Here is a 24,147-nt window from a genome sequence, read left to right as displayed (position 1 = left end):
CTCGACCTGCACACGTGCGCTATTGCCCAGCAGCTGCTTGCGCAAGCCCACCCAGAATGCGGCTTGGAAGAAAAATCACCAGGGATGCAGCACCTTCGACCACCGATGCTCCGTCTGCCAGCATGGTCTGGCCAACAGGGCCTTGATCCTCTCGGAGCACGCTGCGCATCAGGGCATTGTTGCTGACGATGTCCATGAGCGTCGGTGAACTGGCAAAGACGTTGTGTCTACCGCCATCGATGTCAGAGACATCGATAACAGCGATCTCCCTTTTTTGAAGAATCGCGACATCCGAGCCGCTGCCGACACGCGGGCGGCCGCCCGCCAATTGCCGGGAAATCCCGAGCGCTCGATCGCGCTGTGAAACGATGATCGTAAACGGGCGCGGGATATCTCCGATATCGTCAAGCTGGCTCAGGAACACGTCGACGTCGATGTCCGGGGCCGCGAGCACCACTCCACCCACGCGCTTCACAGTGCTGGTGCGGCCTCTAAGGGCCAGATCGCGTAAGGCTTCGGTGACGACATAGGCGCCCATTGAATGACCGACCAGGATCACTCTCGTCGCATTCGTCTCCGCAGCGATCTCGATCGTCTCGGCAAGTCCCCGCCGGCCGACGAGGGCGCTATCGCGGTCGAAGACGTAGAGAGGGACGGACGCTCCTGACTGCCAGGCATAGTGCAACGAGACCGACTTGATATTGTAATCGTAGGTGATCTGAGCATTACGGAAGACGCTGTCGGCGAAGTTGTTGTTGTATCCGTGGACGAAGATTAAGATCTCGCGATTTTCGGGCGCACGCTGCGCCAGCGCGGTATTCAGCCGCCTGATGAATTCTTGTCGCTCGGCGATCGGCTGGTAGGTTCGCGCCGAAAAGTGCCGGCTGGGATCGGGCAGGCGTCCGCTTGTCTCGACGCGGCCAGGAACGTGGTTTCTTGGAACTCCAATGTCGAGCTTCGCAAAATTCAGCGTCTTCGACCGCTCAGCCGAATAAGGTAGGGAAAGATTATCGGATCGCGCGCGCGTGGTAGCCACATAGATCGGAACGATTGCCCGTGGTTCTGCGCCTGATGACGATGCCACGGGAAGGCCGAGCACCGCGCGTGGTCCGCCACAGCCGACGAGAACCAATAGCATGATCGCAATGACGGACAATCGCATTGAGGACATGGCTCGGTCTTATTCCCTGGCGAGCTGGTCAAATCGGTCGACAACAAGGTGTCTCGCGGACAATCGGTTATGGTCGCTCACGCGGGCTACACGCATGAAGCGAAGCGTATCGTAGTTCTAGGCTATCCGCGCCAGGTTCGGTAGATGAATTTTGGGGCGCAGACAGCGTAAGGTCCATCGACAGCGAAGTCGCCTGGCTCCTGATGCATCTGACGGTTGAGAAGACAAGACGAAATGGCTAGATTGTGGTTTGGAGGAAATGCCACCACTGGGGGCTTATCGCCATTTGCCGAGATGAACGCTGAAATATTCGGCATTCACCGCGTGCGGATGGAAGGCCATTCTCAAAGCCCGCAGAAAACAGTTCGCTTGCATCATTCAGTCGTCACCTGGCCCCCAAGAGGAGAGTACGAATGAACTGCACATTTTTTTCTGTTCTCTCAACCAGTCTTTCCACAGACTTGGCAACGACCTACACCCTGAGGAGGATCGTTGCCATTTCAGGTGGTCGCCTTCAGCGCAGACCCCGCACTCCAGCCAGCGCGTCTTCGAACTGCTGGAAACGCTTCGACACGGATCGCACGACGACACGCCGCAATCTGTTTGGCGGGCACGCTGACGGTGCGGCCTCGCTCATGGTGCGGGCGAAAATCATGCCGCGACACGACGGCGCGCGTCGGAATTTGCGTTTAAATTCCATGTCTTTAGGGATGAACGTTCCGGCACCGGCAACCGGTTGCGCGCTGACATCGGCCCCCAGGAGTTGATGCGATGAGGACCGAAGACGGCACAGCGCCTGTCGGGTTGCTCGCACGGCACCTGGACGACGAAAGCCTTGCGAGCCCGAATTGCGAGGCGGCGGCTTGGGAAGACGAGAGGGCATCGTCCTTGCCCTCCTTTGAATTTTCGACCGCAGGGTTGCCGCGACCGGATCAGTTTGCGGCATGGCACAGTAGTTTCGAGCCTATGCTCGAACTGGCTGACATCGACCCGACGACCGCCGCCTTCCACGGCCGGCAGAAGCTTTGGGACCTTGGCAGTCTTTTGCTTGCTCAAATCAGTACTGACAGCCTCGCATTTTCCAGCCTGCCGGGACATCTTAGGCGGGATCCGATCGATCACTGGACAATGACGATCCTGCTGTCTGGAAAGATTAGGACCGATGCGGGAAGAAGTGTGTTTACCGCGGGTCCCGGTGAGGCCCAGATTCATTCGCTTGGTCGCTCTTTCACCGGCGTCGTCGATCAAGGCGAAATGCTCGTGCTGTTCGTGCCGCGCGATCTTTCGCTTGAGACGGCGGCCACGCTTAGCTCGGCGGAATTTTCGACGCTTGGGACAGGCATGGGACGATTGTTCTCGGACTACCTGATTGACGTCGCCAATCGTCTGCCGATGCTCGCCAGGGCCGATCTGCCGGGGCTCGCGGCCGCCACACGGGCAATGATCCTTGCCTGTGTGTCGCCATCCGCAGATCATATCGAGGCGGCCGAAGGACCGATCGCCAATGTGCTTCTCGAAAGGGCACGGCAACTGGTGCACAACCGGTTGCTCGACCCGAAACTCGGAAGTGAGATGGTGCGACGGGAGCTCGGGGTCTCGCGCACGCGCCTTTACAACCTGTTCGAGCCCTTCGGCGGGGTGATGCATTACATTCAGCATCGTCGGTTGCTGAGTGCTTATGCGGCGTTGACCGACCCCAACGATCGGCGGCTGATATTTCAGATTGCCGAAGAGCGCGGTTTCAGCGACGGCGCCGAGTTTGGCCGCGCGTTCAAGCGAGCGTTCGGTTATAGCCCGAGCGAAGTGAGGAACCGAGAAGGGGGTGGCATACCGGTTCGCCCAGATCTTGAGGACTGCCCATCCGAGGAGCGATTGGGCGTGCTTCTTCGAAGGTTGCAAGGGTAGCCCAAATGTTCGCCTCTCGGCCGTTGGGGCATCCTCGCTTGGCAGGTCCTAACCCTATTATCATGGCAAGGTCAGTCGGCGCGATCCGCCCCATCTGCCCGGTCATGTCTCCGTACCGGGGCGGCCCTCGGCTACCCGGTCGAGGGTCTTCCTCAAACAGCACGAGATTGAAGTCGGCGTCTTTGCTGGAGCAACTTCAATCAACTGCAATATGCGTAATGGCCTCGCCAGACAGTCGCCTTGAGAGAAATCGAACTTGCAAACTCGCGATGGCTGACAGCAGTCGTTGACGTCCGTTTTCGCGGCGCCTTCAACGCTTCCTGAGCTAAGCTTGCAAATTCGAGTTTCGAAGCTTTTGGCAGGATATTGCTGCTCTTCAGAACTGAATTACAGCGCATTCATGTGGGCCCAGCGTCAACTTTTCTTCGACACGCCGACCGGTGATTAGATCGATGCCTTGCGGAGGAGTTTTGATTTCCGTTGCTTCGGCGTCGCAATTTAGGACGAACAGCAACTTGCGGTCATCGGCCTCCCGCATTGTGACTTCCACATTCGGCGGCAAGTCCTGGAGAAGAGGTTGAACATGGCTTTCTGCGAACAATTGGGTCGCCAAGGCTTCGACCAACGGTTCGGTTAGATACGTTCCGACATAAACCGCACGACCGTTACCGAACCTGCGGACTGTAACCATTGGTCGACCGCTGGCGAAGCGGTTTGTCCATCGCCCGATGACCTTCACGTCATCGTCGAGCCGAAGAAGCTCGTACAGGTGCGCTGCGTCGTACTCCTGGTTGCCGAGACTGAAACTGTAACGTCTGGTCGCCGAACTCGCCGGCAGACGCTTCGCTGGATTGTGGAGGCCGTACTCAGTTCCGTGCAGGCCGAAGAGCCCATCGGCACCCGGCTCTGCGAGACGGCCGAACTCCTCGACGCGAACGCCGCATAGTCTGGATAGTCCCGCTCCCGGAGCGAGTTCGGTTGGAATATGGTTGTTCTCGTCTCTGGTCCCCGTCATCGCACCGACAATCAAGGTCCCGCCATCCTTGACGAACGCTTCCACATTCTCGTTCCATTCCGGTCGCCAGATTACCCAATGCGGCACATATAGGATCTTGATCCGCGACAAGTCGTCTTCGGGATGGATGAAGCCACACGCTATACCCCTGGAATAGCAGTAGCGATGGAGAAGCAGCCCGTCTTCCAAGGGGCTTGGCATACCCATGGGATAAGTCTTATAGGCCTCCTGATTGTCGAAGTCCGCGCCGGCGATGGCGACGTCCATGCGCACAGTCGTACCAAGCAGGTGCGGCTTTATCTTGCTGATATCCCCGGCGAACTGAACGGCTTCCTGGTAGCGGCGGCGGGGCACGTCATCGTGGTCAATGATACCCATCCAGTAAATTTCGGCGCCGAAATGTGCTGGACGCCAGCGGAAAAACAGGAGGCCGTCGGCCCCACGGGCGACCGAGCTCAGTGCCATCCGTCGCATCTCACCCGGCTCAGGCGTCATTGTCGAGAAACCAGGCTGACTCCCGAAGCCTGAAGCCTGTTCGGGAACGATGAAATTGCCTGAATAGGCGCGGCAGATGTCAAGATGCAAGGCTTGAGTGGCGGGATGACCACCGCTGCGCCTCATCTCGTCGTAGAGCATCGGGTAAACGTCGAAGCCAAGGAAGTCGAGGTCCTGACCGAACTGACCGCGGAAATCGATGTCTTCAAGACGGCCGAGATTGTGGAAGATGAACCAGTCGGAGTTCGCTCGACGGAGAATTTCCACCTGGTCATGCTGGAAGACAGCCGTCGCATGCGCCAGGAACCGGTGATAGTCCTGCAGGTGCCCTGGAGCAGGAAAACCCGGATTGTCCTTTCGAGGCACAGCGATCTGGTCAAAGTTGTCGTAGGCCAGCGCCCAGAAGTTCCCGCCCCACGCGAAATTCAACGCCGCAATGGTTTCATAGCGATCCCGAAGATAGCGCCGGAACTCCCGTTCGGTTGCCTCGGCGTATGACGTCGACACAGTCGTGTTCAATTCATTGTCGGTTTGCCAGCCGATGACGTTCGGATTGCCCGCGTAGTGCCGGGCCAAAGCCTCCGTGATGCGTCGGCTGTGAATACGGTAGACAGGGCTGTTCGTGTCTGCGTGTTGGCGTGAGCCGTGAGACGCTGTGCGGCCCCACTCGTCCGTGCGCAGCACCTCAGGATAGGTTGATGTCAGCCAACGCGGTGGCGTCGCAGTCGGCGTGCAGAAGATCGTCTTGATACCTTCGCAGGCCAAGACATCGATGGCCCGATCGAACAGCGAAAAGTCGAAGTGCCCTTCCTGAGGTTCGATCAGGTGCCATGCAAACTCGCCAAGGCGCACGACGTTGAAACCGGCCGCCGCCATTCGCTGGGCATCGCGCAGCCAATAGCTCTCGTCAACGTGCCTGTCTGAGGCGCTGGCAGCTGAAGTGGCCCCGCTGGGCATCAAGGTGACGATCGTCGAGCCCGGCTTCTTCCGCACCGACTTCCTGGACGAGAGCTCTCTCGCCGTCAGCCCGAGTTCGATCGCTGACTACCGGGAAACGCCTGTCGGCGCGATGCGCGAATTCGCTGCCGGCCATAACCACCAGCAGCCCGGCGACCCTGCTCGCCTTGCGAAGGCAATGGTCACACTGGCACATTCGCAAAACCCGCCGCTGCGAATGCCGTTCGGCAGCGATACCGTGGCGGTGGTCGAAGCGAAGAACGAACATCTCGCGAAGGAACTCGCCGCATGGCGTGAGCTTGCAGTTTCGACTGACTTCCCAAAGCAGGACGCTTGAGGGTTCATCTGACAAACAAAAAAAGCCGGGCTAAAGCCCTAATGCAGTTCACTTAGGTTTGCTTACGGCTCTTATCGGGTATCTGGCAGGGAGTTTTTTGACGACACGGGGGCATGATCGCCCCCGTTTTTCTGTCAGCAGCAAGTCTGCCAATCTGTTTCTCAATCTGGTGAGGTGGGCGGGGATTTTGCCGGGTGCTTCGATCGCCATCCATCCCCATTCGTGACGCAGGTAATGCAGGGCTGTGATAAAGCTTAGTCGGGTTGGCTCGACTTGGGCTTCGGTCGCGACCTCTGCCATTTCGAGCCGCACCAGATTGTAGGCCAGCAACGCGCCCCAGACCTCCTGATAGACAGTCTCCGGCGTGCCGCTTCGCAGGGTCAGTTCGCTACCGAGAAGCTCCTGCTTGAGTTCGCGATAACTTGTCTCGATGCGCCATCGCTCTTCATACTGATGGACGATTTCGCTTGCCGGATAAGTTTGTCTGTCCATCAGCGATGTCAACAATATGCGCTTTTTGCCATGGCTGGTGGTCGTCTCGATGGCCCTGACCTCCCAGAAGGCCGGCAAGTCCGGTTCTGCCTGCCGCGCCTGGGGCGAGACCTTCATGCGCACCCGATAATCGGTGGGGTGCGGATCCAGTCGTTCCCATGTGCTGTTGGCTTTGGCCGGAATCAGCCAGTGACGCTCATGTCCCTTCGTCTGCAATTGCAAGAGAAGGCTGGCACTGAAGAAGCCCTTGTCGAAGACCGTCAGCGAATGGTCCGGAACCCGGTCGAGCAGGCTTTTGGCATAGAGCATCTCGTTTGTGCCATAGGCTCCGAACACCGCATCACGCACCAGATGCGTCGCCAGCGCCGTCAGCGTCAGCAGCCGCAATTGCGGATAGCTTGCGACAACGCCAGACGCGTAGGCCTGCGCTCCAAAATGCGCCCGGTTCTCCGGGCTGTCGGACGTCCGCAGCGTGCTGCCGTCCACGGCATAACGACAAAGACCCCGCCAGGCACGCCCGGATTGGTGGCGTTCATCCCAGCATGATGCACTCATTGCAAACAACTGCGCCAACGGTGCCTGACCCAAGCGCTGCCGTGCCTGTGTCAACGCGCTCTTGGCAATATCCGCGTTGACCTCATCGGGCAAAACCAGATCAAGATGGGCCACCACCTCCGGGATCGACTGATGACGATAAAGGGCCAACGCAATCACCAGCCAGACGACCTGCTCGGCTGGCAGCTTGCGCTTGCGGATGCTCGCCTTGCCTGTCGTGGCGAGAGCCTGAGCGATCCAGTCCGGGTCGATCGCCTGCGAAAGAGCCGATAATTCGGCCGAATGTCCAAGGGTGCGTGACATCACAAACAAAAACAGGATGGGAAAACGAATCCCCATCCTGAACCATCAAACTTGCCCGCAGCTCACTAAGTGAACTGCATTTAGGGCTAGAGCCCGGCTTTTCGTATTCGATGTTCGGCTTAGAACTTGACGCCGATACCGACCTTGACGCTGTGTTCGTCGTAACCGCGCGAAATGTTCGCGCCACCGACGTTGAAGTCGCTGTCAGCGTAGTTGGTGTAACGGTACTCGACACGCGCCGTGATGTTGTTGGTCACGAAGGTTTCTGCACCCGCGCCAACCGTGTAACCGAGCGACGTGTCAGTGTCAGAGCCGGCGGCGTTGCTGAACTTGTTCTTGGTGGCGGCAAGACCCGCTGTACCATACAGCAGGAACGGGTTCAGATCGTAGCCGATACGGCCGCGAATCGAGCCGTTGACTTCGTTCTTGCCCTCGCCGCCGCCGGCAGCGCCGTCAGCACCGGAATAGCCGATGTCGGCTTCGGCACCGTAAACGATCTGGCCAGCCTGCCAGTTGTAACCGGAATAGATCTGACCGCCGAGAGCACGCGCGTTGTACTTGTCGCCGAAGCCACCGAGGTTGTAGGTGCCGGCGCCACCGAGGTAGAAGCCCTGCCAGTTGCCTGCCGGTGTTACCGGTTCATTCTGTGCAACCGGAGCTTCCGGGATCTGGTCAACGGCATCAGCTGCATAAGCGGCGGAAAACCCGCCAAGGGCAACGGTCGAAACCAACAGGCTAGCAATAAATGTACGCATACTCGTCTCCTTTCAGACCCGCGTCCTTCGTCAACTGTCTTACAGCGAAGCATTCGCGGGCTATTACAAATGTCCCTTGCGGTTCGGAAGGGAAATTGATGCCCAATTGAGGATTTGAAAGAGCCAAATTGTGATTTGATTGTGGCGCCTGAATGGCTGAAATTCGATGTTGCTTTGCAGCAACAGAATATTTGTTAACCATAATGAATGGTTAAATCATGAATACTTATTTTAGGAAATTATATTCTTAAATAATACATACAATAATTCCCAACGCATCGCAATCAAAACGCCTATTTATCTGCCCTTCGCTGCAGCCTATATAAGCAGCGAACAGAGTTTCGTGGCGAAAAGGCATGATTTTGAACGAGAAAAGACTTCGGACGGCACTCGTGACCGGGGCGGCCAAAAGAATAGGCAGGGCGATAGTCGAGGATCTGGCCGCGAATGGCTTTTCGGTCGCGATCCACGCCAGTCGTTCGATTGACGCAGCCGAGAATTTCGCGGCGGAACTGCGGCGAAGCGGTTCTCGGGCGGTCGCCGTGCAAGCGGACCTCGAGAAAATTGACGAGACAAGCGATCTGATAAGGAAGGTCTCAGAGACGCTTGGACCGATCGATCTGCTCGTCAATAACGCCTCCGTTTTCCACGAAGATTCCGTCCGCCATATCGATGCCAAGGCCTGGGACGAGCATTTCGCCGTCCATGTCCGAGCGCCCTCGATTCTCTCGGCGAACTTTGCGGCGCAACTGCCCGAACAGACGGATGGGCTGGTCGTCAACGTCATCGACCAGCGCGTCTGGGCGCTACGACCGAGCTTCTATTCCTATACATTATCGAAATCGGCCCTGTGGACGGCGACACAGACCATGGCGCAGGCGCTCGCGCCGCGCATCCGCGTCAACGCTATCGGCCCCGGTCCATCGATGCCGAGCGAGCGGCAGTCGCAAGAGGACTTCCAAGCGCAGGTTTCCGCGCTTATCCTCAAGCGAGGGCCAAAGCTCGAGGAATTCGGCAAAACGATTCGCTTCCTCTACGAAATGCCCTCGATCACCGGTCAAATGATTGCCCTCGACGGCGGCCAGCATCTTGCCTGGCAGACGCCCGATGTGGCGGAGATTATGGAATGAATTCAAGAAAGCTGCCCGACGGCGGCGTTCTTTACGACGAAACGGACGAAAGCGACGACGATATCGACGTGGAGAGTGAGGCCTCCGCTGCGCCGATTTCGGCTGCGATCGATTGGAATGAAGGCGGGGTCAACGAAACCGGCCTCGTCGGTGCCGAACTGATTGCCGAATTCGTCAAACGGCTGCCGAACAGTCCGGGCGTCTACCGCATGTTCAACGAGGCCGGCGACGTTCTTTACGTCGGCAAGGCCCGCAGTCTCAAGAAGCGCGTCAGCAACTACGCGCTCGGCCGTGTGCACTCGAACCGCATCGCTCAGATGGTGCGACTGACGGCGAACATGGAGTTCGTGACGACGCGCACCGAGACCGAAGCGCTGCTCTTGGAAGCGAATCTGATCAAACGTTTGCGGCCACGCTTTAATGTGCTGCTGCGCGACGACAAGTCGTTTCCCTACATCCTGATCACGGGCGATCATCGCGCCCCGGCGATCTTCAAGCACCGTGGCGCCCGTGCCCGCAAGGGCGACTACTTCGGGCCCTTTGCGTCAGCCGGCGCCGTCGGACGTACGATCAACTCGTTGCAGCGCGCCTTCCTCATTCGGACCTGTACCGACAGCGTCTTCGAAACACGCACCCGCCCCTGTCTTCTCTATCAGATCAAGCGCTGTTCCGGCCCGTGCACGCATGAGGTCAGCGACGAGGGATACGCCGAGCTCGTTCAGGAGGCCAAGGACTTCCTTTCCGGCAAGAGCCAGAAGGTCAAGGAACATATGGCGCAGGCGATGAACCTCGCGGCGGACGATCTCGACTTCGAACGCGCCGCCGTCTACCGCGACCGTTTGGCCTCGCTCTCGCATGTTTCCAGCCACCAGGGCATCAATCCGGCAGGCGTGGAAGAGGCGGATGTCTTCGCGATCCATCATGAAGGCGGCATCTCCTGCATCCAGGTGTTCTTCTTCCGCACCGGACAGAACTGGGGTAACCGCGCCTATTTCCCGAAGGCCGACCCGCAGCTGTCGGCTGCCGAGGTGCTGAACGCCTTCCTGGCCCAGTTCTACGACGACAAGCCGGTGCCGAAGCAGATCCTGCTTTCGGAGACCATAGAAGAGATCGAACTGCTTGCGGCCGCACTCGGCGAAAAAGCCGGACACAAGGTGTCCATCCTCGTGCCACAGCGCGGAGAGAAGCGTGATCTGGTCGAGCACGTGATCGCCAACGCACGCGAGGCGCACGGCCGGAAGCTCGCTGAAACGGCCTCGCAGTCTCGCCTGCTCGAGGGTTTCAAGGAGACGTTCCGGCTCCCCTATGTGCCCCAGCGCGTCGAGATCTACGACAACTCCCACATCATGGGCACCAATGCCGTCGGCGGCATGGTCGTCGCGGGGCCGGAAGGCTTCGTGAAGAACCAGTACCGAAAGTTCAACATCAAATCGACCGACATCACGCCGGGCGACGACTTCGGCATGATGCGCGAGGTGATGACGCGCCGCTTTTCCCGGCTACTCAAGGAAGAGGGAATTCCTGACCGCAGCCAGCCGGCATCGCCGGCGGATGCAGCCGATATGCCCTTCCCCGCTTGGCCTGATGTGATCCTGATCGACGGCGGACAGGGACAGATGACGGCCGTGCGCGCCATCCTCGAGGAATTGGGGATTACCGACAGCGTGATCGCCATCGGCGTGGCCAAGGGCGTCGACCGAGACGCCGGGCGCGAGCGTTTCTTCCCGCCGGGACGCGAGAGCTTCACCTTGCCGCCACGCGACCCCGTCCTCTATTTCATTCAGCGCATGCGCGACGAAGCGCACCGCTTCGCGATCGGCTCGCATCGCGCCCGGCGTAAGAAGGAGATGGTCAAGAATCCGCTCGACGAGATCGGCGGGATCGGGCCGTCGCGCAAGCGCGCTTTGCTGCAGCATTTCGGAACCGCCAAGGCGGTCTCCCGCGCCGCCCTTTCCGACCTGATGGCCGTCGAGGGTATTTCGGAGACCGTCGCCAAGCAAGTTTACAACCATTTTCACGACGACGCCGCGAAATAGGTGGAGGCGGTCGCAAATTCCACGCAAAGGCAGCGAAAAAACAGAAAGAATGTTGACGCTTTGCGGTCAAAGCCGTCATCTACGGGCACATCACTTCAGAGATATGTTTCATGGCATCGCGCGCATATAATATACCGAACCTGCTGACCTACGGCCGCATTCTGGCAGTGCCGCTGATCGTGCTGTGCTTCTTTCTCGAAGGAAAGCTGGCGATCAGCAACACGGCCCGATGGGTGGCGCTGTGGATCTTCGTCATCGCGTCGATTACCGACTTTCTCGACGGCTATCTCGCCCGCATCTGGAATCAGACATCGAACATCGGCCGGATGCTCGATCCGATCGCCGACAAGCTGCTGGTTGCGTCCATTCTGCTGCTGGTCGCAGCGGACCAGACGATTGCCGGCTGGTCCATCTGGGCGGCGATCACCATTCTCTGCCGCGAGATCCTGGTTTCGGGACTGCGCGAATATCTGGCGGCCCTCAAGGTCAGCGTGCCCGTGACCCGGATTGCCAAGTGGAAGACCACGGTGCAGCTGGTCGCGATCGCGTTCCTGCTCGCTGGCCCTGCTGGCGACGAAGTGTTCCCTTATACGACGAAGACAGGCATCGGTCTTCTCTGGATCGCAGCGATTCTGACGATCTACACTGGCTACGACTATTTCCGGGCCGGCCTGAAGCACATCGTGGATGATGAAGAATGACAAAGCTCGTCTATTTCGCCTGGGTGCGCGAGCGGATCGGTAAGGCTGAAGAAGACATCGCCCTGCCCGCTTCCGTCGTCACCGTCACTGATCTTCTGAATTATTTGAAGACGATGGGCGAGGAATATGAGACCGCGCTTCAGTTTCCCGATGTCATTCGCGTCGCGATCGACCAGGAGCACGTCGACCACGACGAGCCGATCGGCAACGCCAGGGAGATCGGTATTTTCCCGCCGATGACCGGAGGCTGACGTGAGCAGCAAGGTCCAGCCGCATATCCGCGTCCAGCGCGAGGACTTCGACCTGCAGGCGGAAGTCGACCGGCTCAGCACAGGCACCGACGGTGTTGGCGCGATCGTCACGTTCTCAGGCTTGTGCCGTGACGAGGGCGGAAGGCTTGCAGCACTTGAACTCGAACATTATCCGGGGATGGCCGAAGCGGAGATGACACGGATTGCAGGCCTTGCGATCGAACGTTTCGGGCTCCTCGGCCTGACAGCCATCCACCGCTACGGCAAGATCGCCGCGCGAAAGAATATCGTGCTTGTCATCGCCGCGGCGCCGCACAGGCAGGCTGCATTCGACGGTGCGAATTTCGTAATGGACTATCTGAAGACAGCCGCTCCTTTCTGGAAGAAGGAGCACGGCAAGGATGGCTCCACGGGCGAATGGGTTGCGGCCCGGGACGCGGATGACGCTGCACGCGACAAGTGGAAATAGTCAGGGTATGGCCCGCTCCCTCCTGCTGAGAACGAGAAGAAGCACAAGGAGCGAGAAGACCACCAGGTCGCGCCAGAGATAGGGGCCGTAGGCGCTCCACATCGTCTCCGCGACACCGAGACCGGCGGCGCCGGCGGCCGACTTCAACGGGTCCGAATATCCGCCGACAGCTGCGACCATCAAAACCTTGAGGCCGAACATCAGGCCGGCGCCGAAATCCATCGTGCCGTAGTAGAAGGTGGCGAGGATGCCACATGCCGTGGCGATCAAGCCTGCCGACGCGTAGGCGATGAGGAACACGCGATCGGCGCTGGTGCCGCAGAGTTCTGCTGCCAGGGGATCGTCGGTAACCGCGCGCCACAGACGCCCCCAGGACGTGCCCCTCATGATGACAACGCCGAGCGCCATCATGGCACACATCAATCCGGTATTGATGAGTTGGATCTCCGTGAGCGTCACCTTGAACGCCCCGTCGCTCCAGAATACCACGGCGCTGTTCAGGAAAGGCGAAAGCCACAGGCTTTTCGTGTCGGATGCAAGCCTGGCCGTTTCCATGAGGACGATGGTGATGCCGAGCGCCGCCACGATCACAGTATTCGACGACTGGCGCACCAGCGGCAGCATGATGGAGCGCCCGATCCAGATTGCCGCCAGCATCGAATAGATAACCGAAAACAGAGCCCCCAGTGCCAGCGCGGCCGGCAGGATCAGCCAGAGCCTGTTGTAGCCTAGATCGGTGAAGAGCAGCAAAATCTGACCCGAGAAGGCGAAGATCGCCCCATAGGTGATATCGGCGCGCTTGGTGACCCCAAAGGCGATGGCGTAGCCGAACGCAAGCGCGGCGTAGAGTGCAGCCACAGGGACCGCGTTCGCCAATTGCTGCAGCAGATAGGCCATAAAGAACTCCCGATTGCAGAAATCATAACTAGCAAAACGTATTTTACCAGTTATATTTTCATCATGAGCTTCTCCTGGACCCCACACCGCTTTTCCGGAGGCGCATTGGCACTGGATGTCGCCAACAGCGTCGTCCTGAGGCATGACGAGACGCGACGGATCGACCGCTTCGAAGCACCCGCCCAACTGGAAACCTTTCCGCAGGCTGCAGCGGAGTTCTGCGCGGAGCGGGCGATCTTCGGTGACATGGTTGCTCCGGCGCCAGATAACAAAGGGAACTTCCTGGAGTTGCGCGAGGCGACGGACAGGTATTTCCGGGCTCGCGTTTCAGGCGATAATGACGATCAGCTGCTCGCCGACCTTCTGGGGGCGCTGGCCCGCACGCTGCATGGTGCCAATGGAGCAAACGGCCTCGACGTAGCAACCGCGCATTCCGTGTTACGGCTCATCGCGATGCCTGACCCCGAACGTATGAAGGTCTGCCGCAATTGCGGCTGGCTCTTCATCGACCGCAGCAAGAACAGAAGTCGCGCCTGGTGCGACATGGCGGTGTGCGGCAATCGCGCCAAGGCGAACCGGCATTATCGCCGGAGGAAAGAGGAGGAAGCGCCATGAAAGCGATATCGATGGCCGTGCTGCTTGCAAGTGCAGTGCTGACCGGATGCCAGCGAGAGACCGACAAGTTTGTCGAGGTCAGCGGACGCGTCTTCGTTTTCAACTACCGGATCGCGATCGCGACCTATGTCGTGACGCTGAACAAGAAGGCCCCTATCCCGGAAGGCACTGTCGCCATCGCGGAATTCGAGAACCCTGCGGGCGGCGACGTGTTAGTGACGAATGAAAAGATCTACCCGTTCTGGGACAAGATCACGCTTCAGAGCCCTGCAATTCATTGCGTCAAGAAGGACAAGCCTTACGCCGTGAGCGTTCGTCTTGTCGACGCCAAGGGAGAGACATTACAAAGCCTGAAGACCGAGGTGATTTCGAGCCTTGACCAGTCTGTCATGCCCGGCAAGCCGCTGGTCGTTGGTCCGCTGTATACAAAGAATCCTGAGGTCTTCAAACCGGACGGCACTGTGGATTACGATTCCGCCGCGACCTGCCCTTCAACGTAAAAAGCCGGAGCAGAGCCCCGGCTTTCAGAGTCAATTCAATACCTTCAGCGGATTCCCTGAGAGCCTGTCTCAGCCGACGATTTCTGTGTCGGAGAACCAGTACTTGATTTCCTGAGCAGCGGTTTCCGGGGCGTCTGAGCCGTGAACCGAGTTTTCGCCGATCGACAGGGCGTGTGTCTTGCGGATCGTGCCTTCGTCAGCGTTGGCCGGGTTGGTCGCACCCATGACTTCGCGGTTCTTGAGGATCGCGTTTTCGCCTTCCAGAACCTGGACGATCGTCGGGCCGGAGGTCATGGTTTCAACGAGTTCACCGAAGAACGGGCGATCCTTGTGAACGGCGTAGAAGCCTTCGGCTTCGCGCTTGCTCATCCAGACGCGCTTGGAAGCGACGACGCGCAGGCCGGCGTCTTCGAGAATCTTGGTGATAGCGCCCGTCAGGTTGCGCTTCGTTGCGTCCGGCTTGATCATCGAGAAGGTGCGTTCAATCGCCATTGGTCAAAATCCTTTATTCCGTGGGAAAAGTGGGCGGTGTTTACCCGCCTGATAGCCCGAAAACAAGTGGGCATCGGCAATTTCACGCCGCTGTCACGAAACGATTGCCTGTTGCCGCAGAGCAGATGCGCGCAGATCTGCTGTCCAGACGACGACCTTCCCACCGGAGGGCATCGCATTCGTCTCGATCACGTTCCGCTGCTTTTCGCGACAGTAAATGCGCAATGGATACTATGCATTAACTGCATTTCACTGTTTCGCGCCGCGACTTCAACTACAAGCGCAGAATTTAAGCTATCTTAAGCGCGATAGTTGCATAGAGAACCAAACGCCGGCCATAGCGTCGGAACGAGGGGATCGTCATGCGAACTGCGCCGAACTCACAGGTACAACGCGAAGCCGCACCACGTCCGGCTGCCCCGACGGATATCCAGCGGATCGCGCAGCATATGGCAAGGCTCACGATCGCCGGCCTGCCTCGCAACTATGAGCTTTTGCACGAGGCGATCATCGGCCAGAACGCCGGCCTGGCGCAGGATATCGCGGCGCTCGGCCCAAGCCCGCGGCAAGCTTCTCTCGACGAGCTGGGCCTGAGGTACCGGCTTGTCAGCCATTGCGGTCTCGCCAGCGAAGTCTCTCATGGCGAAACTAGCAAGATGCTGCGGGAGGCAGCGGAGCGACTTTCGGAAAGCCTTCGCCAAAAGCAGGCATTCGTACGCGCTGCAGAAACAGCATTGCAATCCATCGCGGGCAATCTGGACCAGAGCCTCGGCTCGTTCATGAGCGAGATGGAGTATCTATCGACCTCTCTCTCCACCGTGTTGGCTTCGGAAAAGGATATCGAGGCCCGGCTGAGGAGCGACGTCGAGCGCCTGGAAACAATTGAGCTTGGCATTGCAGCCGCTCATTCCGCGTCGGCCACCGACAAGCTCACCGGGATTCCCAACCGCATCGCGCTCAACAAGGCAATCGCAGATCTCTATGATCGCGAGGAAGGCGCCTCCGGCAATGCCCTGATCATGGTCGATGTCGACGACTTCAAGGCACTCAGTACCCGCTACGGCACGCAGGTCGGCACCCGGTTGCTGAAGAAACTTGCGGATCTCTTTCGCAAGTCGATCAAGAAAAACGATCTTGTTGCGCGGACTGATGGCGATGAATTCGCATTTCTGTTTGCCAATGTCGGCATGCAGGAGGCCCTGGCGATTGCCGTCCGGCTGCGCGCCTCCGTGGAAGATCACCTGGCTTTTGCGACCTCTGACAACACCGCGCCTGCCAAGCTCACGATTTCGCTCGGGATTGCATTGAGCGCTGACGCAGCGACGGCATCGCAGCTGCAGGCGAATGCGCGCGTCGCACTGCACGCGGCCCAATCAAACCGGCGCCAGCCCGTGCAAGCCTTCGGGCGCTGAGCGCCAGGCTCAGGCTTTCATCCGCCCCAAGTACTGCGCCTTCAACTCGCGACACCACGAGAATATCGGCGTTGCGGGACATAAATGCCTATCCTTCAATCCGTGCGGGCATCGCACGATGCTTATCGCCGAAGCAATCATAGAGCGCAATTAACTTCAGCACGCGCTAAGCGATAAAGGGTTGCGGTAGCGATGTAACTTTCCGCCATATCGTGCCATCCGGCTTCGCCGCGCCCTTGCCTTCGGCCAAGAGTTCCGCCAAAACCCGGCGCATGATCACGATTTCCGATATTTCCGCACGTGTTGCCGGCCGCCTGCTTCTCGATCACGCCAGCGTTTCGTTGCCGGCCGGCGCAAAGGCCGGACTGGTCGGCCGCAACGGTGCGGGCAAGTCCACGCTTTTTCGGGTCATCACCGGCGATTTGGCTTCGGAAAGCGGTTCGATATCGATCCCGAAAAATGCTCGCATCGGTCAGGTGGCGCAGGAAGCACCGGGAACGGAAGACGCGCTGATTGAAATCGTACTGGCAGCCGACAAGGAGCGCTCGGCGTTGCTGGTGGAGGCGGAAAATGCCACAGATCCGCACCGCATCGCCGAAATCCAGATGCGACTGGTCGATATCGACGCGCATTCAGCGGAAGCGCGTGCCGCCAGCATCCTCGCGGGCCTCGGCTTCGATCAGGAAGCGCAGTCGCGATCGGCCTCGTCCTTCTCGGGCGGCTGGCGGATGCGCGTCGCCCTCGCGGCCGTCCTATTCTCCGAGCCCGACCTGCTGCTCCTCGACGAACCGACCAACTATCTCGACCTCGAAGGCACGTTGTGGCTCGAGGACTATGTGCGCCGTTATCCGCATACGGTCATCATCATCAGCCACGACCGGGACCTGCTGAACAACGCCGTCAACTCGATCGTTCATCTCGACCAGAAGAAGCTCACCTTCTATCGCGGCGGATACGACCAGTTCGAACGGCAAAAGGCCGAAGCTGACGAGTTGCAGACCAAGGCACGGGCAAAGAACGAGGTTGCGCGCAAACACTTGCAGAGTTTCATCGACCGCTTCAAGGCAAAGGCTTCAAAGGCGCGCCAGGCGCAGAGCCGCGTCAAGGCGCTGGAGCGCATGGGCACGGTGGCCGCCGTCATCGAGGATCACGTCCAGCCGATCACCTTCCCGGAGCCGGAAAGGCAGCCGGCCTCCCCGATCGTTGCCATCAGCGGCGGCGCGGTCGGCTATGAGCCCGGCAAGCCGATCTTGAGAGGCCTGAACCTGCGCATCGACAACGACGATCGCATCGCACTGCTGGGCTCTAACGGCAACGGCAAATCCACGTTCGCGAAATTCATTTCCGGTCGCCTGTCAGCAGAGACGGGAGAAGTCAAGCTCGCGCCGAACCTGAAGATCGGCTTCTTCGCGCAGCATCAACTCGAGGATCTGATCCCCGACCAGTCACCCGTCGAGCATGTGCGCCGCTTGATGCCGGACGCGCCGGAAGCGAAGGTGCGAGCGCGCGTCGCCCAGATGGGCCTTGCAACCGAAAAGATGTCCACCGCGGCAAAGGATCTCTCCGGTGGCGAGAAGGCCCGCTTGCTGATGGGTCTCGCTGCCTTCCACGCGCCGAATTTGCTGATTCTCGACGAGCCCACAAACCACCTCGACATCGACAGCCGGCGGGCACTCATCGAAGCGCTCAATGACTACGAGGGTGCCGTCATCCTGATCTCGCACGATCGCCATCTCATCGAGGCGACGGTCGATCGATTGTGGCTCGTCAACAATGGTACCGTGACGACTTTCGAAGGCGATATGGACGAGTATCGCGACCTCGTTGTCGCGTCGGGCAAAAAGAAAGATGAAAAGCCTCAACTCGCTGAAGAGTTCGCCTCGAAGGCGGACCAGCGCAAGCTGAATGCCGAGAAACGCGCGTCGCTTGCGCCGCTCAAGAAAAAGATCAACGAAATCGAATCCTTGACCGGCAAGCTGGAGAAACTGATTCAGGCGCTTGATGCAGAACTTGCAGATCCGCTGCTCTATGAAAAGGCGCCCGCGAAGGCTGCCGAAAAAGCCAAGCAGCGCGGCGAAGCCGCCGCAAAGCTCGCGGCTGCTGAAGAGCAGTGGCTGGAGCTTTCGTCGGAATACGAAGAAGCCATGGCGGGATAGGCACAGCCGGCGGCGGAAGCTTGTCGGATGAAGCACTATTCGGCAATCTCGGGGCGATCGAAACCGATCGTTAACCATAATCATCAAGGTTGTCTCAACATTCATGACTGATTTGTTGAGCCCTTTTCATGCATCGCTTCGCCTTCCTTTCCAGTCTCATCTTGAGCGTGGCCCTGGCCGGCTGCCAAACCACCAAGCGGCCTGCGCCTGCGCCAGACACCACGATCAAGACCTCCTCCATCGTCGCACAGGAAGGCAGCCAGATAGCGGAAACGGAAGGTCGTCTACCCCAAATGTCTCACGACACGCGCCCCCTTCACCTCGCCGGCCGAACATTGACGGTCGCTTCCATTCACGACCTGCACTTGCACGACAAGGAGGTCATCCTCAGCTTCGATGACGGCCCCATTCCTGGCCGGACGGACCGCGTGCTCGCGACACTGGACCAGTTTGGCGTCAAGGGCGCTTTCATGATGGTCGGCGAATTGGCGGAACTGCATCCGGAGCTTGCTCGCAAGGTCGCCATGGAAGGCAACGCGATCGGCAGCCACACTTACCGGCACGACAATCTGGCGACGCTGGCCTTCGACATGGCGATGAATGAGATCACGCGCGGCGCGGCAGCCGTCACCAACGCGACCGGTGTCGACGTCAACTTTTTTCGCTTTCCATACCTTGCCGACAGCCACAAGCTTCGCGCCGCCGTTGCAATGCGCGACATGGTCGTGATGGATGTGGATGTGGACAGCAAGGACTACCTCAACACATCGCCTGCGGCCATAACCAAGCGGACGATGGACCTGCTGCACAGGCGCGGCCGCGGCATCATTCTCATGCACGACATCCACAATCGCACCGCGACAATGCTGCCGACGCTTCTTTCAACGCTCGAGGCCGAGGGGTATAAGGTCGTAACGCTGCAGTTCGAGAAGCCGACAGCGCCCGCCGAGATGGCGTCTCTCTGATGGGGCCGATCGACGCTTGCCCGCCGGTTTCTTTCTGCTAAAACAGGCGCAAAATAAATCATACTTTTGAGCGAAACACCGAACGCGAGCCACCAGCATGTCACCTATCAACCTCGCCATCGTCGGCGTCGGCAAGATCGTCCGCGACCAGCACCTTCCCTCGATCGCCAAGAATCCCGACTTCAAGCTCATTGCAACGGCGAGCCGTCACGGCACTGTCGAAGGCATCCAGAGCTTCACCACGATCGATGCAATGCTCGATGCAGTCCCGGCGGTCGATGCCGTTTCGCTCTGCATGCCGCCGCAGTATCGCTACGAAGCCGCCCACAAGGCGCTTTCTGCCGGCAAGCACGTCTTCCTCGAAAAGCCTCCGGGCGCGACGCTGAGCGAAGTGGCCGATCTTGAAAGTCTCGCTGCAAGCAAGGGCGTTTCGCTGTTTGCGAGCTGGCATTCGCGCTATGCAGCGGCCGTCGAAGCCACGAAGTCCTTCCTCGCGTCGACGACGATCAAGAGCGTTCACGTCATCTGGAAGGAAGACGTTCGCCATTGGCATCCGAACCAGGACTGGATCTGGCAGGCCGGTGGTCTTGGCGTTTTCGACCCGGGAATCAACGCCCTTTCAATCGTCACGCACATTCTGCCGAAAGCAATCTTCCTGACGGGCGCAACGCTCGAATTTCCGGAAAATCGCGACGCGCCGATTGCTGCCGATCTGCATTTCAAGAACGCTGACGACCTGCCTGTTCATGCCGAGTTCGACTGGCGACAGACGGGCAAGCAGAGCTGGGACATCCTCGCGGAAACCGAAGCCGGCCATGTGCAGCTTGCTGAAGGCGGATCCAAGCTGTCGATCAATGGCGAATTGAAATTCTCGGCGCCGGAAGAGGAATACCCCGCGCTCTACCGTCGCTTCGCCGAAATCGTCAAAGCCGGCAAGTCCGACGTCGATCTCGCGCCTCTTCGCCATGTTGCCGATGCCTTCATGCTCGGCAAGCGCAAATTCGTCGACGCGTTTCACGATTGATAGAAACGTGCCGAACCTCCTAATATTGTGAAGGGCTCACGGTCTGTCACGGAGGTTCGGCATGCGAGACGATGCGTCTTACGGTCTTGGCTTGAAGAATATGACGGTTTCTCTCGCCGAACCCAATACCCTGTGGCAACAAGCCTATGCCAACGAGGCACACGCCATCCGACAGGCGCTCGGGGACATCGCGATCGGTATTCAGCACGTCGGCAGCACCGCCATTCCTGGCATCAAGGCGAAGCCGATCATCGACATACTTGTCGGTGTCAAGCATTTGGACGATGGCTTGTGCTGCATCGGCGCCATGGAAGCAATCGGCTATGACTATGCCGGTGGCAACATCGTTCCTGATGACCATATTTTCGGCCGCGGCATCAAAAATGAAAGCCGCACCCATCTGGTCCATGTCGTGGAGTATCGCGGCGACAACTGGAAGCGGATGATCGCCTTTCGCGACGCCCTGCGCGGCGATGCGCGGCTCGCACGTGCCTACGAGCAACTGAAGGTTGGATTGGCCGGCGAGCATGCAGAAAGCCGCGCGCAATATACCAGGGCAAAGCAGGCTTTCATCGATGAGGTCGTGGTAGCTTCCGGCCTGGGCCAGTAAAGTTCAAGCCTTCTTCTCCCATCGCCCCTCGGGTGTTTGCTGCCAGTATGTCAGGCTGTGCCCCTCACCTTTCAGCTTCCTCCATTGCGCGCGGGCACCTTCCAGCTGCTCCTGGTCGTAGCCATCGAACATGAAAACGATCCGCTGATAGGTTTCGACCGGCGGTGGCTCTGCGGCATCGACGATAAACCGAACTGTCGCGGCGTTGGCATTCGCTTCGGAAACGGTGAGGAGAACCGGCTGATTTACTGCGAAGTCCCCCTCGTCCGTGCCATGCGGCAGGAAGCTATCCTCCCGAAATGTCCAGAGATGCTGATCGAGCAGGTCGCGCCGCGCCGCATCCTTCACCTGCACGGCAACCCGCCAGCCGCGCTCGAGGCTTTTTTCGAGCAGCGGCGGAAGGGCGTCCTCCAGCTTGGATTCCGTCAGATGATAGAACAGGACTTCCGTCATGACTCGTAGTTGGCACGCACCAGCTCATCAAGCAGGCGCACACCGTAGCCGGAACCCCAGGACTGATTGATCTCGTCCTGCGGTGAGCCCATTGCTGTTCCCGCGATGTCGAGGTGCGCCCAAGGCGTGTCCTGCACAAACCGTTTCAGGAAATGAGCCGCAGTGATCGAGCCCGCATGGCGGCCGCCCGTGTTCTTCATGTCGGCGAACTTGCTGTCGATCAGCTTGTCATATTCTTTACCGAGCGGCATGCGCCAGAGCTTCTCGCTCGTCGTCAGCCCAGCCGCAGTCAGTTGCTCTGAGAGCTCGTCATCATTCGAGAACAAACCGGCATGGACGTTGCCGAGCGCAACAAGAATCGCGCCCGTCAAGGTTGCCAAATTGATCATGAATTTGGGCTTGAAGCGGTCGTTGCAATACCAGAGCGCATCACAGAGCACGAGCCGGCCCTCGGCATCGGTATTGATGACCTCGATCGTCTGGCCAGACATCGAGGTGACGATGTCGCCGGGGCGCTGGGCGTTTCCGTCGGGCATGTTCTCGACGAGGCCGATGATGCCCACGGCGTTCACGGCCGCCTTGCGCGCCGCGAGGACATGCATCAGGCCGGTGACGGCCGCAGCGCCACCCATGTCGCCTTTCATTTCCTCCATGCCGGCCGCGGGCTTGATCGAGATGCCACCGGTGTCAAAAACGACGCCCTTGCCAATGAAGGCGATCGGGCTTTCACCGCTCTTGCCGCCTTTCCACTGCATGACGGCCAGTCGCGGAGGCCTGACGGAGCCTTGCGCCACGCCTAGCAGCGCACCCATACCAAGCTTCTGCATCTCCTTCTCGGTGAGGATTTCAACCTCAACGCCGAGCTTTTCCAGGTCGCTTGCCTTGGCTGCGAACTCCACAGGACCCAGAACATTCGGCGGCTCATTCACGAGATCGCGGGCCAGATTGACCCCTGCGGCGACAGCTTCGGAGACCCTGAAGGCCTCGGCGGCATCGGTCGCATTGGCGATAACGATCGTCACCGCCACCCGTCCATTCCGGTTATTGCCGTCCTCGTCCTTCTTTTTGGTCTTGTAAGTGTCGAAGCTGTAGGCACGCAACAGCATTCCAAGCGCAAAATCCGCCGCCTCTTTGGCGCCAACGCCGGCACCTGGCGCATCGACGAAGATCGCGACCTTTTCGGCCTTCTTGATCTTGGACGCAGCGACACCACCGGCCTTCAGCCAATCGTGAGCGGTCAGTTCCTCCGGCTTGCCGAGGCCGACAACAATAAGCCGCTCGGCAGCTGAACCTTCGGGAGCAACGAGATCCAATACGGTCGTCGGCTTGGCGGAGAAGCCGGCGATCTTTGCGGCTCTGGCGATCACGCCAGCGGGGTCAGCGACCTTGGCTCCGGCGGCAAGATCCGCTCCGCCTGCCTGGAGCAGAATCGCGTAGCCACCGACGATATCGGCGGACGTCTCAAATGAAATATCGAACTTGGCTGACATATCTTCTCCAGTGGGATTTTCCTAAATCCGCTCCACCCGATCATTTCGGGTTTCACCCCCGAAGACAAGTCTTTGGCCCGACGATGTGGCAGCTTGACTAGCCGCGAACTCGTTAAAGGGATGTCATCATTGGCGCATATTCCTCTGGTGGAATTGAGTCCACAGGAATTGCATGGTGATTTCGACATTAGGATTATCGAGGGCACGAGCAACTTGGCGTTTTGCTGCATTGAACGACGCTCCCGCCCGTGCATTTATCGGCCTGCTCTGTCTCTGGTGGCTGCTGCTTCTGCTGTTCAATGTCTTTCCCCAGATCGATATCCACGCATCTAAACACTTTTTTGTGCAGGAAGCCTGCAAGGCCGCAGCCACTGTTGGCGGAGCCTGCGGGTATTTTCCCTACCGGCAAGAAACCTACCTCGGGCTGCTGCGAATTCTCTTTTTTCGGCTGCCGTATCTCATCGCCCCCATGATGCTGTGGAAACTAGCGGCGTGCTATTGGCACTGTGGAGCCACCTTCAATGTCGCACGCGCCCGCACATTCAAGGTCGCTCTCGCCTCGTTAATCATCGGCCCGGTGATCCTGGTGAATTTCCTCCTCAAGGCACACTGGGGCAGACCGCGGCCTTGGCAGACGCTCGATTTCGGCGGCTACCTCGACTTCGTACAGGCAGGCTCCATGGCCGGAAAATGCATGTCGAACTGCTCCTTCGTTTCCGGCGAAGCGGCAGGCGCCGGCTGGGTCTTCTGTCTCATTTTCCTGATACCGCAGCCAGCGCGTTCCGCCCTTGCCCTCCCCCTTGCCGCGGTCTCGTTTCTGGCACCCGCCATGCGGGTTGCTTTCGGCGCGCACTATCTTTCCGACGTGATCCTCGGATGGCTTTCGTCCATTGTTATCTTCGCAGGTCTACTTGCTCTCACCGATTCGCCACAGGGCAAAAAAAAATCTGAAATTTGAATG

General features: G+C 59.1%; 22 protein-coding genes and 1 pseudogene. 15 read left to right on the top strand and 8 right to left on the bottom strand.

Annotated elements, in window-relative coordinates:
* Window positions 1-19: 19 nt before the first annotated feature.
* Window positions 20-1,171 (bottom strand): alpha/beta hydrolase, encoded by a 1,152-nt coding sequence (locus WGT02_RS08080; protein WP_208248362.1) that lies wholly within the window; start codon window positions 1,169-1,171, stop codon window positions 20-22.
* Between the two features lie 771 nt (window positions 1,172-1,942).
* On the opposite strand from WGT02_RS08080, the gene WGT02_RS08075 reads away from it, so the two are divergent.
* Complete coding sequence (locus tag WGT02_RS08075) at window positions 1,943-3,076, top strand: helix-turn-helix domain-containing protein (protein ID WP_024317358.1); 1,134 nt, start codon at window positions 1,943-1,945, stop codon at window positions 3,074-3,076.
* 376 nt (window positions 3,077-3,452) lie between these two features.
* Here the strand turns inward: WGT02_RS08075 and WGT02_RS08070 are convergent, their stop codons facing one another.
* Window positions 3,453-5,543 carry a beta-galactosidase gene (locus tag WGT02_RS08070; RefSeq protein ID WP_208248364.1) on the bottom strand — a complete coding sequence of 697 codons (2,091 nt, stop codon included), beginning with the start codon at window positions 5,541-5,543 and terminating at the stop codon, window positions 3,453-3,455.
* Between WGT02_RS08070 and WGT02_RS08065 the strand changes: the two are divergent.
* Window positions 5,503-5,880, top strand: a pseudogene (locus WGT02_RS08065) (short-chain dehydrogenase/reductase); the annotation flags it as partial. The gene WGT02_RS08070 and the pseudogene WGT02_RS08065 sit on opposite strands and share 41 nt — an antisense overlap.
* A gap of 48 nt (window positions 5,881-5,928) precedes the next feature.
* On the opposite strand, the gene WGT02_RS08060 reads toward WGT02_RS08065, so the two are convergent.
* Window positions 5,929-7,266, bottom strand: a complete 1,338-nt coding sequence (locus WGT02_RS08060; protein WP_197901934.1) for an IS4 family transposase — start codon at window positions 7,264-7,266, stop codon at window positions 5,929-5,931.
* 83 nt (window positions 7,267-7,349) lie between these two features.
* Window positions 7,350-7,985, bottom strand: a complete 636-nt coding sequence (locus WGT02_RS08055) for an outer membrane protein (protein ID WP_024316500.1) — start codon at window positions 7,983-7,985, stop codon at window positions 7,350-7,352.
* Between the two features lie 362 nt (window positions 7,986-8,347).
* Here WGT02_RS08055 and WGT02_RS08050 point away from each other — a divergent pair, with 362 nt between their 5' ends.
* From WGT02_RS08050 to WGT02_RS08030, 5 genes are all read left to right on the top strand, one after another.
* Window positions 8,348-9,115 carry an SDR family oxidoreductase gene (locus tag WGT02_RS08050; protein ID WP_024316499.1) on the top strand — a complete coding sequence of 256 codons (768 nt, stop codon included), beginning with the start codon at window positions 8,348-8,350 and terminating at the stop codon, window positions 9,113-9,115.
* The gene (gene uvrC, locus WGT02_RS08045; RefSeq protein ID WP_208248365.1) at window positions 9,112-11,151 is read left to right on the top strand and encodes an excinuclease ABC subunit UvrC; all 2,040 of its coding nucleotides are present in this window, start codon (window positions 9,112-9,114) and stop codon (window positions 11,149-11,151) included. Before WGT02_RS08050 ends, uvrC begins: the two co-directional genes overlap by 4 nt.
* Before the next feature lie 110 nt (window positions 11,152-11,261).
* The gene (gene pgsA / locus WGT02_RS08040; RefSeq protein WP_024316497.1) at window positions 11,262-11,852 is read left to right on the top strand and encodes a CDP-diacylglycerol--glycerol-3-phosphate 3-phosphatidyltransferase; all 591 of its coding nucleotides are present in this window, start codon (window positions 11,262-11,264) and stop codon (window positions 11,850-11,852) included.
* Window positions 11,849-12,103 carry a molybdopterin converting factor subunit 1 gene (moaD, locus tag WGT02_RS08035; protein ID WP_024316496.1) on the top strand — a complete coding sequence of 85 codons (255 nt, stop codon included), beginning with the start codon at window positions 11,849-11,851 and terminating at the stop codon, window positions 12,101-12,103. Before pgsA ends, moaD begins: the two co-directional genes overlap by 4 nt.
* A 1-nt stretch (window position 12,104) precedes the next feature.
* Entirely contained in the window at window positions 12,105-12,572 is a 468-nt protein-coding gene (locus WGT02_RS08030) for a molybdenum cofactor biosynthesis protein MoaE (protein WP_024316495.1), read from the top strand.
* Here the strand turns inward: WGT02_RS08030 and WGT02_RS08025 are convergent, their stop codons facing one another.
* Window positions 12,573-13,469 (bottom strand): branched-chain amino acid ABC transporter permease, encoded by an 897-nt coding sequence (locus WGT02_RS08025; protein WP_024316494.1) that lies wholly within the window; start codon window positions 13,467-13,469, stop codon window positions 12,573-12,575.
* Between the two features lie 63 nt (window positions 13,470-13,532).
* Here WGT02_RS08025 and WGT02_RS08020 point away from each other — a divergent pair, with 63 nt between their 5' ends.
* Both WGT02_RS08020 and WGT02_RS08015 read left to right on the top strand, forming a co-directional pair.
* On the top strand, window positions 13,533-14,084 hold the full coding sequence (locus WGT02_RS08020; RefSeq protein ID WP_208250496.1) for a CGNR zinc finger domain-containing protein: 552 nt from the start codon (window positions 13,533-13,535) through the stop codon (window positions 14,082-14,084).
* Window positions 14,081-14,584, top strand: a complete 504-nt coding sequence (locus WGT02_RS08015; RefSeq protein WP_024316492.1) for a lipoprotein — start codon at window positions 14,081-14,083, stop codon at window positions 14,582-14,584. Before WGT02_RS08020 ends, WGT02_RS08015 begins: the two co-directional genes overlap by 4 nt.
* 69 nt (window positions 14,585-14,653) lie before the next feature.
* On the opposite strand, the gene ndk is transcribed toward WGT02_RS08015, so the two are convergent.
* Entirely contained in the window at window positions 14,654-15,076 is a 423-nt protein-coding gene (ndk, locus tag WGT02_RS08010; protein ID WP_037116991.1) for a nucleoside-diphosphate kinase, read from the bottom strand.
* A gap of 362 nt (window positions 15,077-15,438) precedes the next feature.
* Here ndk and WGT02_RS08005 point away from each other — a divergent pair, with 362 nt between their 5' ends.
* The 5 genes from WGT02_RS08005 to WGT02_RS07985 all read left to right on the top strand — a co-directional run bounded on the left by WGT02_RS08005 (window position 15,439) and on the right by WGT02_RS07985 (window position 21,243).
* Window positions 15,439-16,488, top strand: coding sequence for a diguanylate cyclase (locus WGT02_RS08005; protein ID WP_208248380.1), 1,050 nt, complete (start codon window positions 15,439-15,441; stop codon window positions 16,486-16,488).
* Window positions 16,489-16,760: 272 nt separating this feature from the next.
* On the top strand, window positions 16,761-18,644 hold the full coding sequence (locus WGT02_RS08000) for an ABC-F family ATP-binding cassette domain-containing protein (RefSeq protein ID WP_208248393.1): 1,884 nt from the start codon (window positions 16,761-16,763) through the stop codon (window positions 18,642-18,644).
* Between the two features lie 128 nt (window positions 18,645-18,772).
* Window positions 18,773-19,609: a polysaccharide deacetylase family protein gene (locus tag WGT02_RS07995; RefSeq protein WP_208248394.1), complete on the top strand. Its 837-nt coding sequence runs from the start codon at window positions 18,773-18,775 to the stop codon at window positions 19,607-19,609.
* 97 nt (window positions 19,610-19,706) lie between these two features.
* The gene (locus tag WGT02_RS07990; RefSeq protein ID WP_208248396.1) at window positions 19,707-20,633 is read left to right on the top strand and encodes a Gfo/Idh/MocA family protein; all 927 of its coding nucleotides are present in this window, start codon (window positions 19,707-19,709) and stop codon (window positions 20,631-20,633) included.
* A gap of 61 nt (window positions 20,634-20,694) precedes the next feature.
* Window positions 20,695-21,243 (top strand): GrpB family protein, encoded by a 549-nt coding sequence (locus tag WGT02_RS07985; protein ID WP_208248398.1) that lies wholly within the window; start codon window positions 20,695-20,697, stop codon window positions 21,241-21,243.
* Between the two features lie 3 nt (window positions 21,244-21,246).
* Here the strand turns inward: WGT02_RS07985 and WGT02_RS07980 are convergent, their stop codons facing one another.
* The gene (locus tag WGT02_RS07980) at window positions 21,247-21,696 is read right to left on the bottom strand and encodes a DNA polymerase III subunit chi (RefSeq protein WP_024316484.1); all 450 of its coding nucleotides are present in this window, start codon (window positions 21,694-21,696) and stop codon (window positions 21,247-21,249) included.
* Window positions 21,693-23,186: a leucyl aminopeptidase gene (locus tag WGT02_RS07975; protein WP_024316483.1), complete on the bottom strand. Its 1,494-nt coding sequence runs from the start codon at window positions 23,184-23,186 to the stop codon at window positions 21,693-21,695. Before WGT02_RS07975 ends, WGT02_RS07980 begins: the two co-directional genes overlap by 4 nt.
* 229 nt (window positions 23,187-23,415) lie before the next feature.
* On the opposite strand from WGT02_RS07975, the gene WGT02_RS07970 reads away from it, so the two are divergent.
* Window positions 23,416-24,144, top strand: a complete 729-nt coding sequence (locus WGT02_RS07970) for a phosphatase PAP2 family protein (RefSeq protein ID WP_225039590.1) — start codon at window positions 23,416-23,418, stop codon at window positions 24,142-24,144.
* Window positions 24,145-24,147: the final 3 nt, after the last annotated feature.

It is taken from the genome of Rhizobium sp. T1470, assembly GCF_042140505.1.
Taxonomy (GTDB): Bacteria; Pseudomonadota; Alphaproteobacteria; order Rhizobiales; family Rhizobiaceae; genus Rhizobium; species Rhizobium favelukesii.
This window is presented reverse-complemented; position numbering and strand designations above follow the sequence as displayed.

Excerpts from the sequence above, each read along its gene's own strand:
- WGT02_RS08080 (WP_208248362.1), bottom strand. The coding sequence starts at position 1,171 with ATGTCCTCAATGCGATTGTCCGTCATTGCGATCATGCTATTGGTTCTC.
- WGT02_RS08075 (WP_024317358.1), top strand. The coding sequence starts at position 1,943 with ATGAGGACCGAAGACGGCACAGCGCCTGTCGGGTTGCTCGCACGGCAC.
- WGT02_RS08070 (WP_208248364.1), bottom strand. The coding sequence starts at position 5,543 with ATGCCCAGCGGGGCCACTTCAGCTGCCAGCGCCTCAGACAGGCACGTT.
- WGT02_RS08060 (WP_197901934.1), bottom strand. The coding sequence starts at position 7,266 with ATGGGGATTCGTTTTCCCATCCTGTTTTTGTTTGTGATGTCACGCACC.
- WGT02_RS08055 (WP_024316500.1), bottom strand. The coding sequence starts at position 7,985 with ATGCGTACATTTATTGCTAGCCTGTTGGTTTCGACCGTTGCCCTTGGC.
- uvrC (WP_208248365.1), top strand. The coding sequence starts at position 9,112 with ATGAATTCAAGAAAGCTGCCCGACGGCGGCGTTCTTTACGACGAAACG.
- pgsA (WP_024316497.1), top strand. The coding sequence starts at position 11,262 with ATGGCATCGCGCGCATATAATATACCGAACCTGCTGACCTACGGCCGC.
- moaD (WP_024316496.1), top strand. The coding sequence starts at position 11,849 with ATGACAAAGCTCGTCTATTTCGCCTGGGTGCGCGAGCGGATCGGTAAG.
- WGT02_RS08025 (WP_024316494.1), bottom strand. The coding sequence starts at position 13,469 with ATGGCCTATCTGCTGCAGCAATTGGCGAACGCGGTCCCTGTGGCTGCA.
- WGT02_RS08020 (WP_208250496.1), top strand. The coding sequence starts at position 13,533 with ATGAGCTTCTCCTGGACCCCACACCGCTTTTCCGGAGGCGCATTGGCA.
- WGT02_RS08015 (WP_024316492.1), top strand. The coding sequence starts at position 14,081 with ATGAAAGCGATATCGATGGCCGTGCTGCTTGCAAGTGCAGTGCTGACC.
- ndk (WP_037116991.1), bottom strand. The coding sequence starts at position 15,076 with ATGGCGATTGAACGCACCTTCTCGATGATCAAGCCGGACGCAACGAAG.
- WGT02_RS08005 (WP_208248380.1), top strand. The coding sequence starts at position 15,439 with ATGCGAACTGCGCCGAACTCACAGGTACAACGCGAAGCCGCACCACGT.
- WGT02_RS08000 (WP_208248393.1), top strand. The coding sequence starts at position 16,761 with ATGATCACGATTTCCGATATTTCCGCACGTGTTGCCGGCCGCCTGCTT.
- WGT02_RS07995 (WP_208248394.1), top strand. The coding sequence starts at position 18,773 with ATGCATCGCTTCGCCTTCCTTTCCAGTCTCATCTTGAGCGTGGCCCTG.
- WGT02_RS07990 (WP_208248396.1), top strand. The coding sequence starts at position 19,707 with ATGTCACCTATCAACCTCGCCATCGTCGGCGTCGGCAAGATCGTCCGC.
- WGT02_RS07985 (WP_208248398.1), top strand. The coding sequence starts at position 20,695 with ATGCGAGACGATGCGTCTTACGGTCTTGGCTTGAAGAATATGACGGTT.
- WGT02_RS07980 (WP_024316484.1), bottom strand. The coding sequence starts at position 21,696 with ATGACGGAAGTCCTGTTCTATCATCTGACGGAATCCAAGCTGGAGGAC.
- WGT02_RS07975 (WP_024316483.1), bottom strand. The coding sequence starts at position 23,186 with ATGTCAGCCAAGTTCGATATTTCATTTGAGACGTCCGCCGATATCGTC.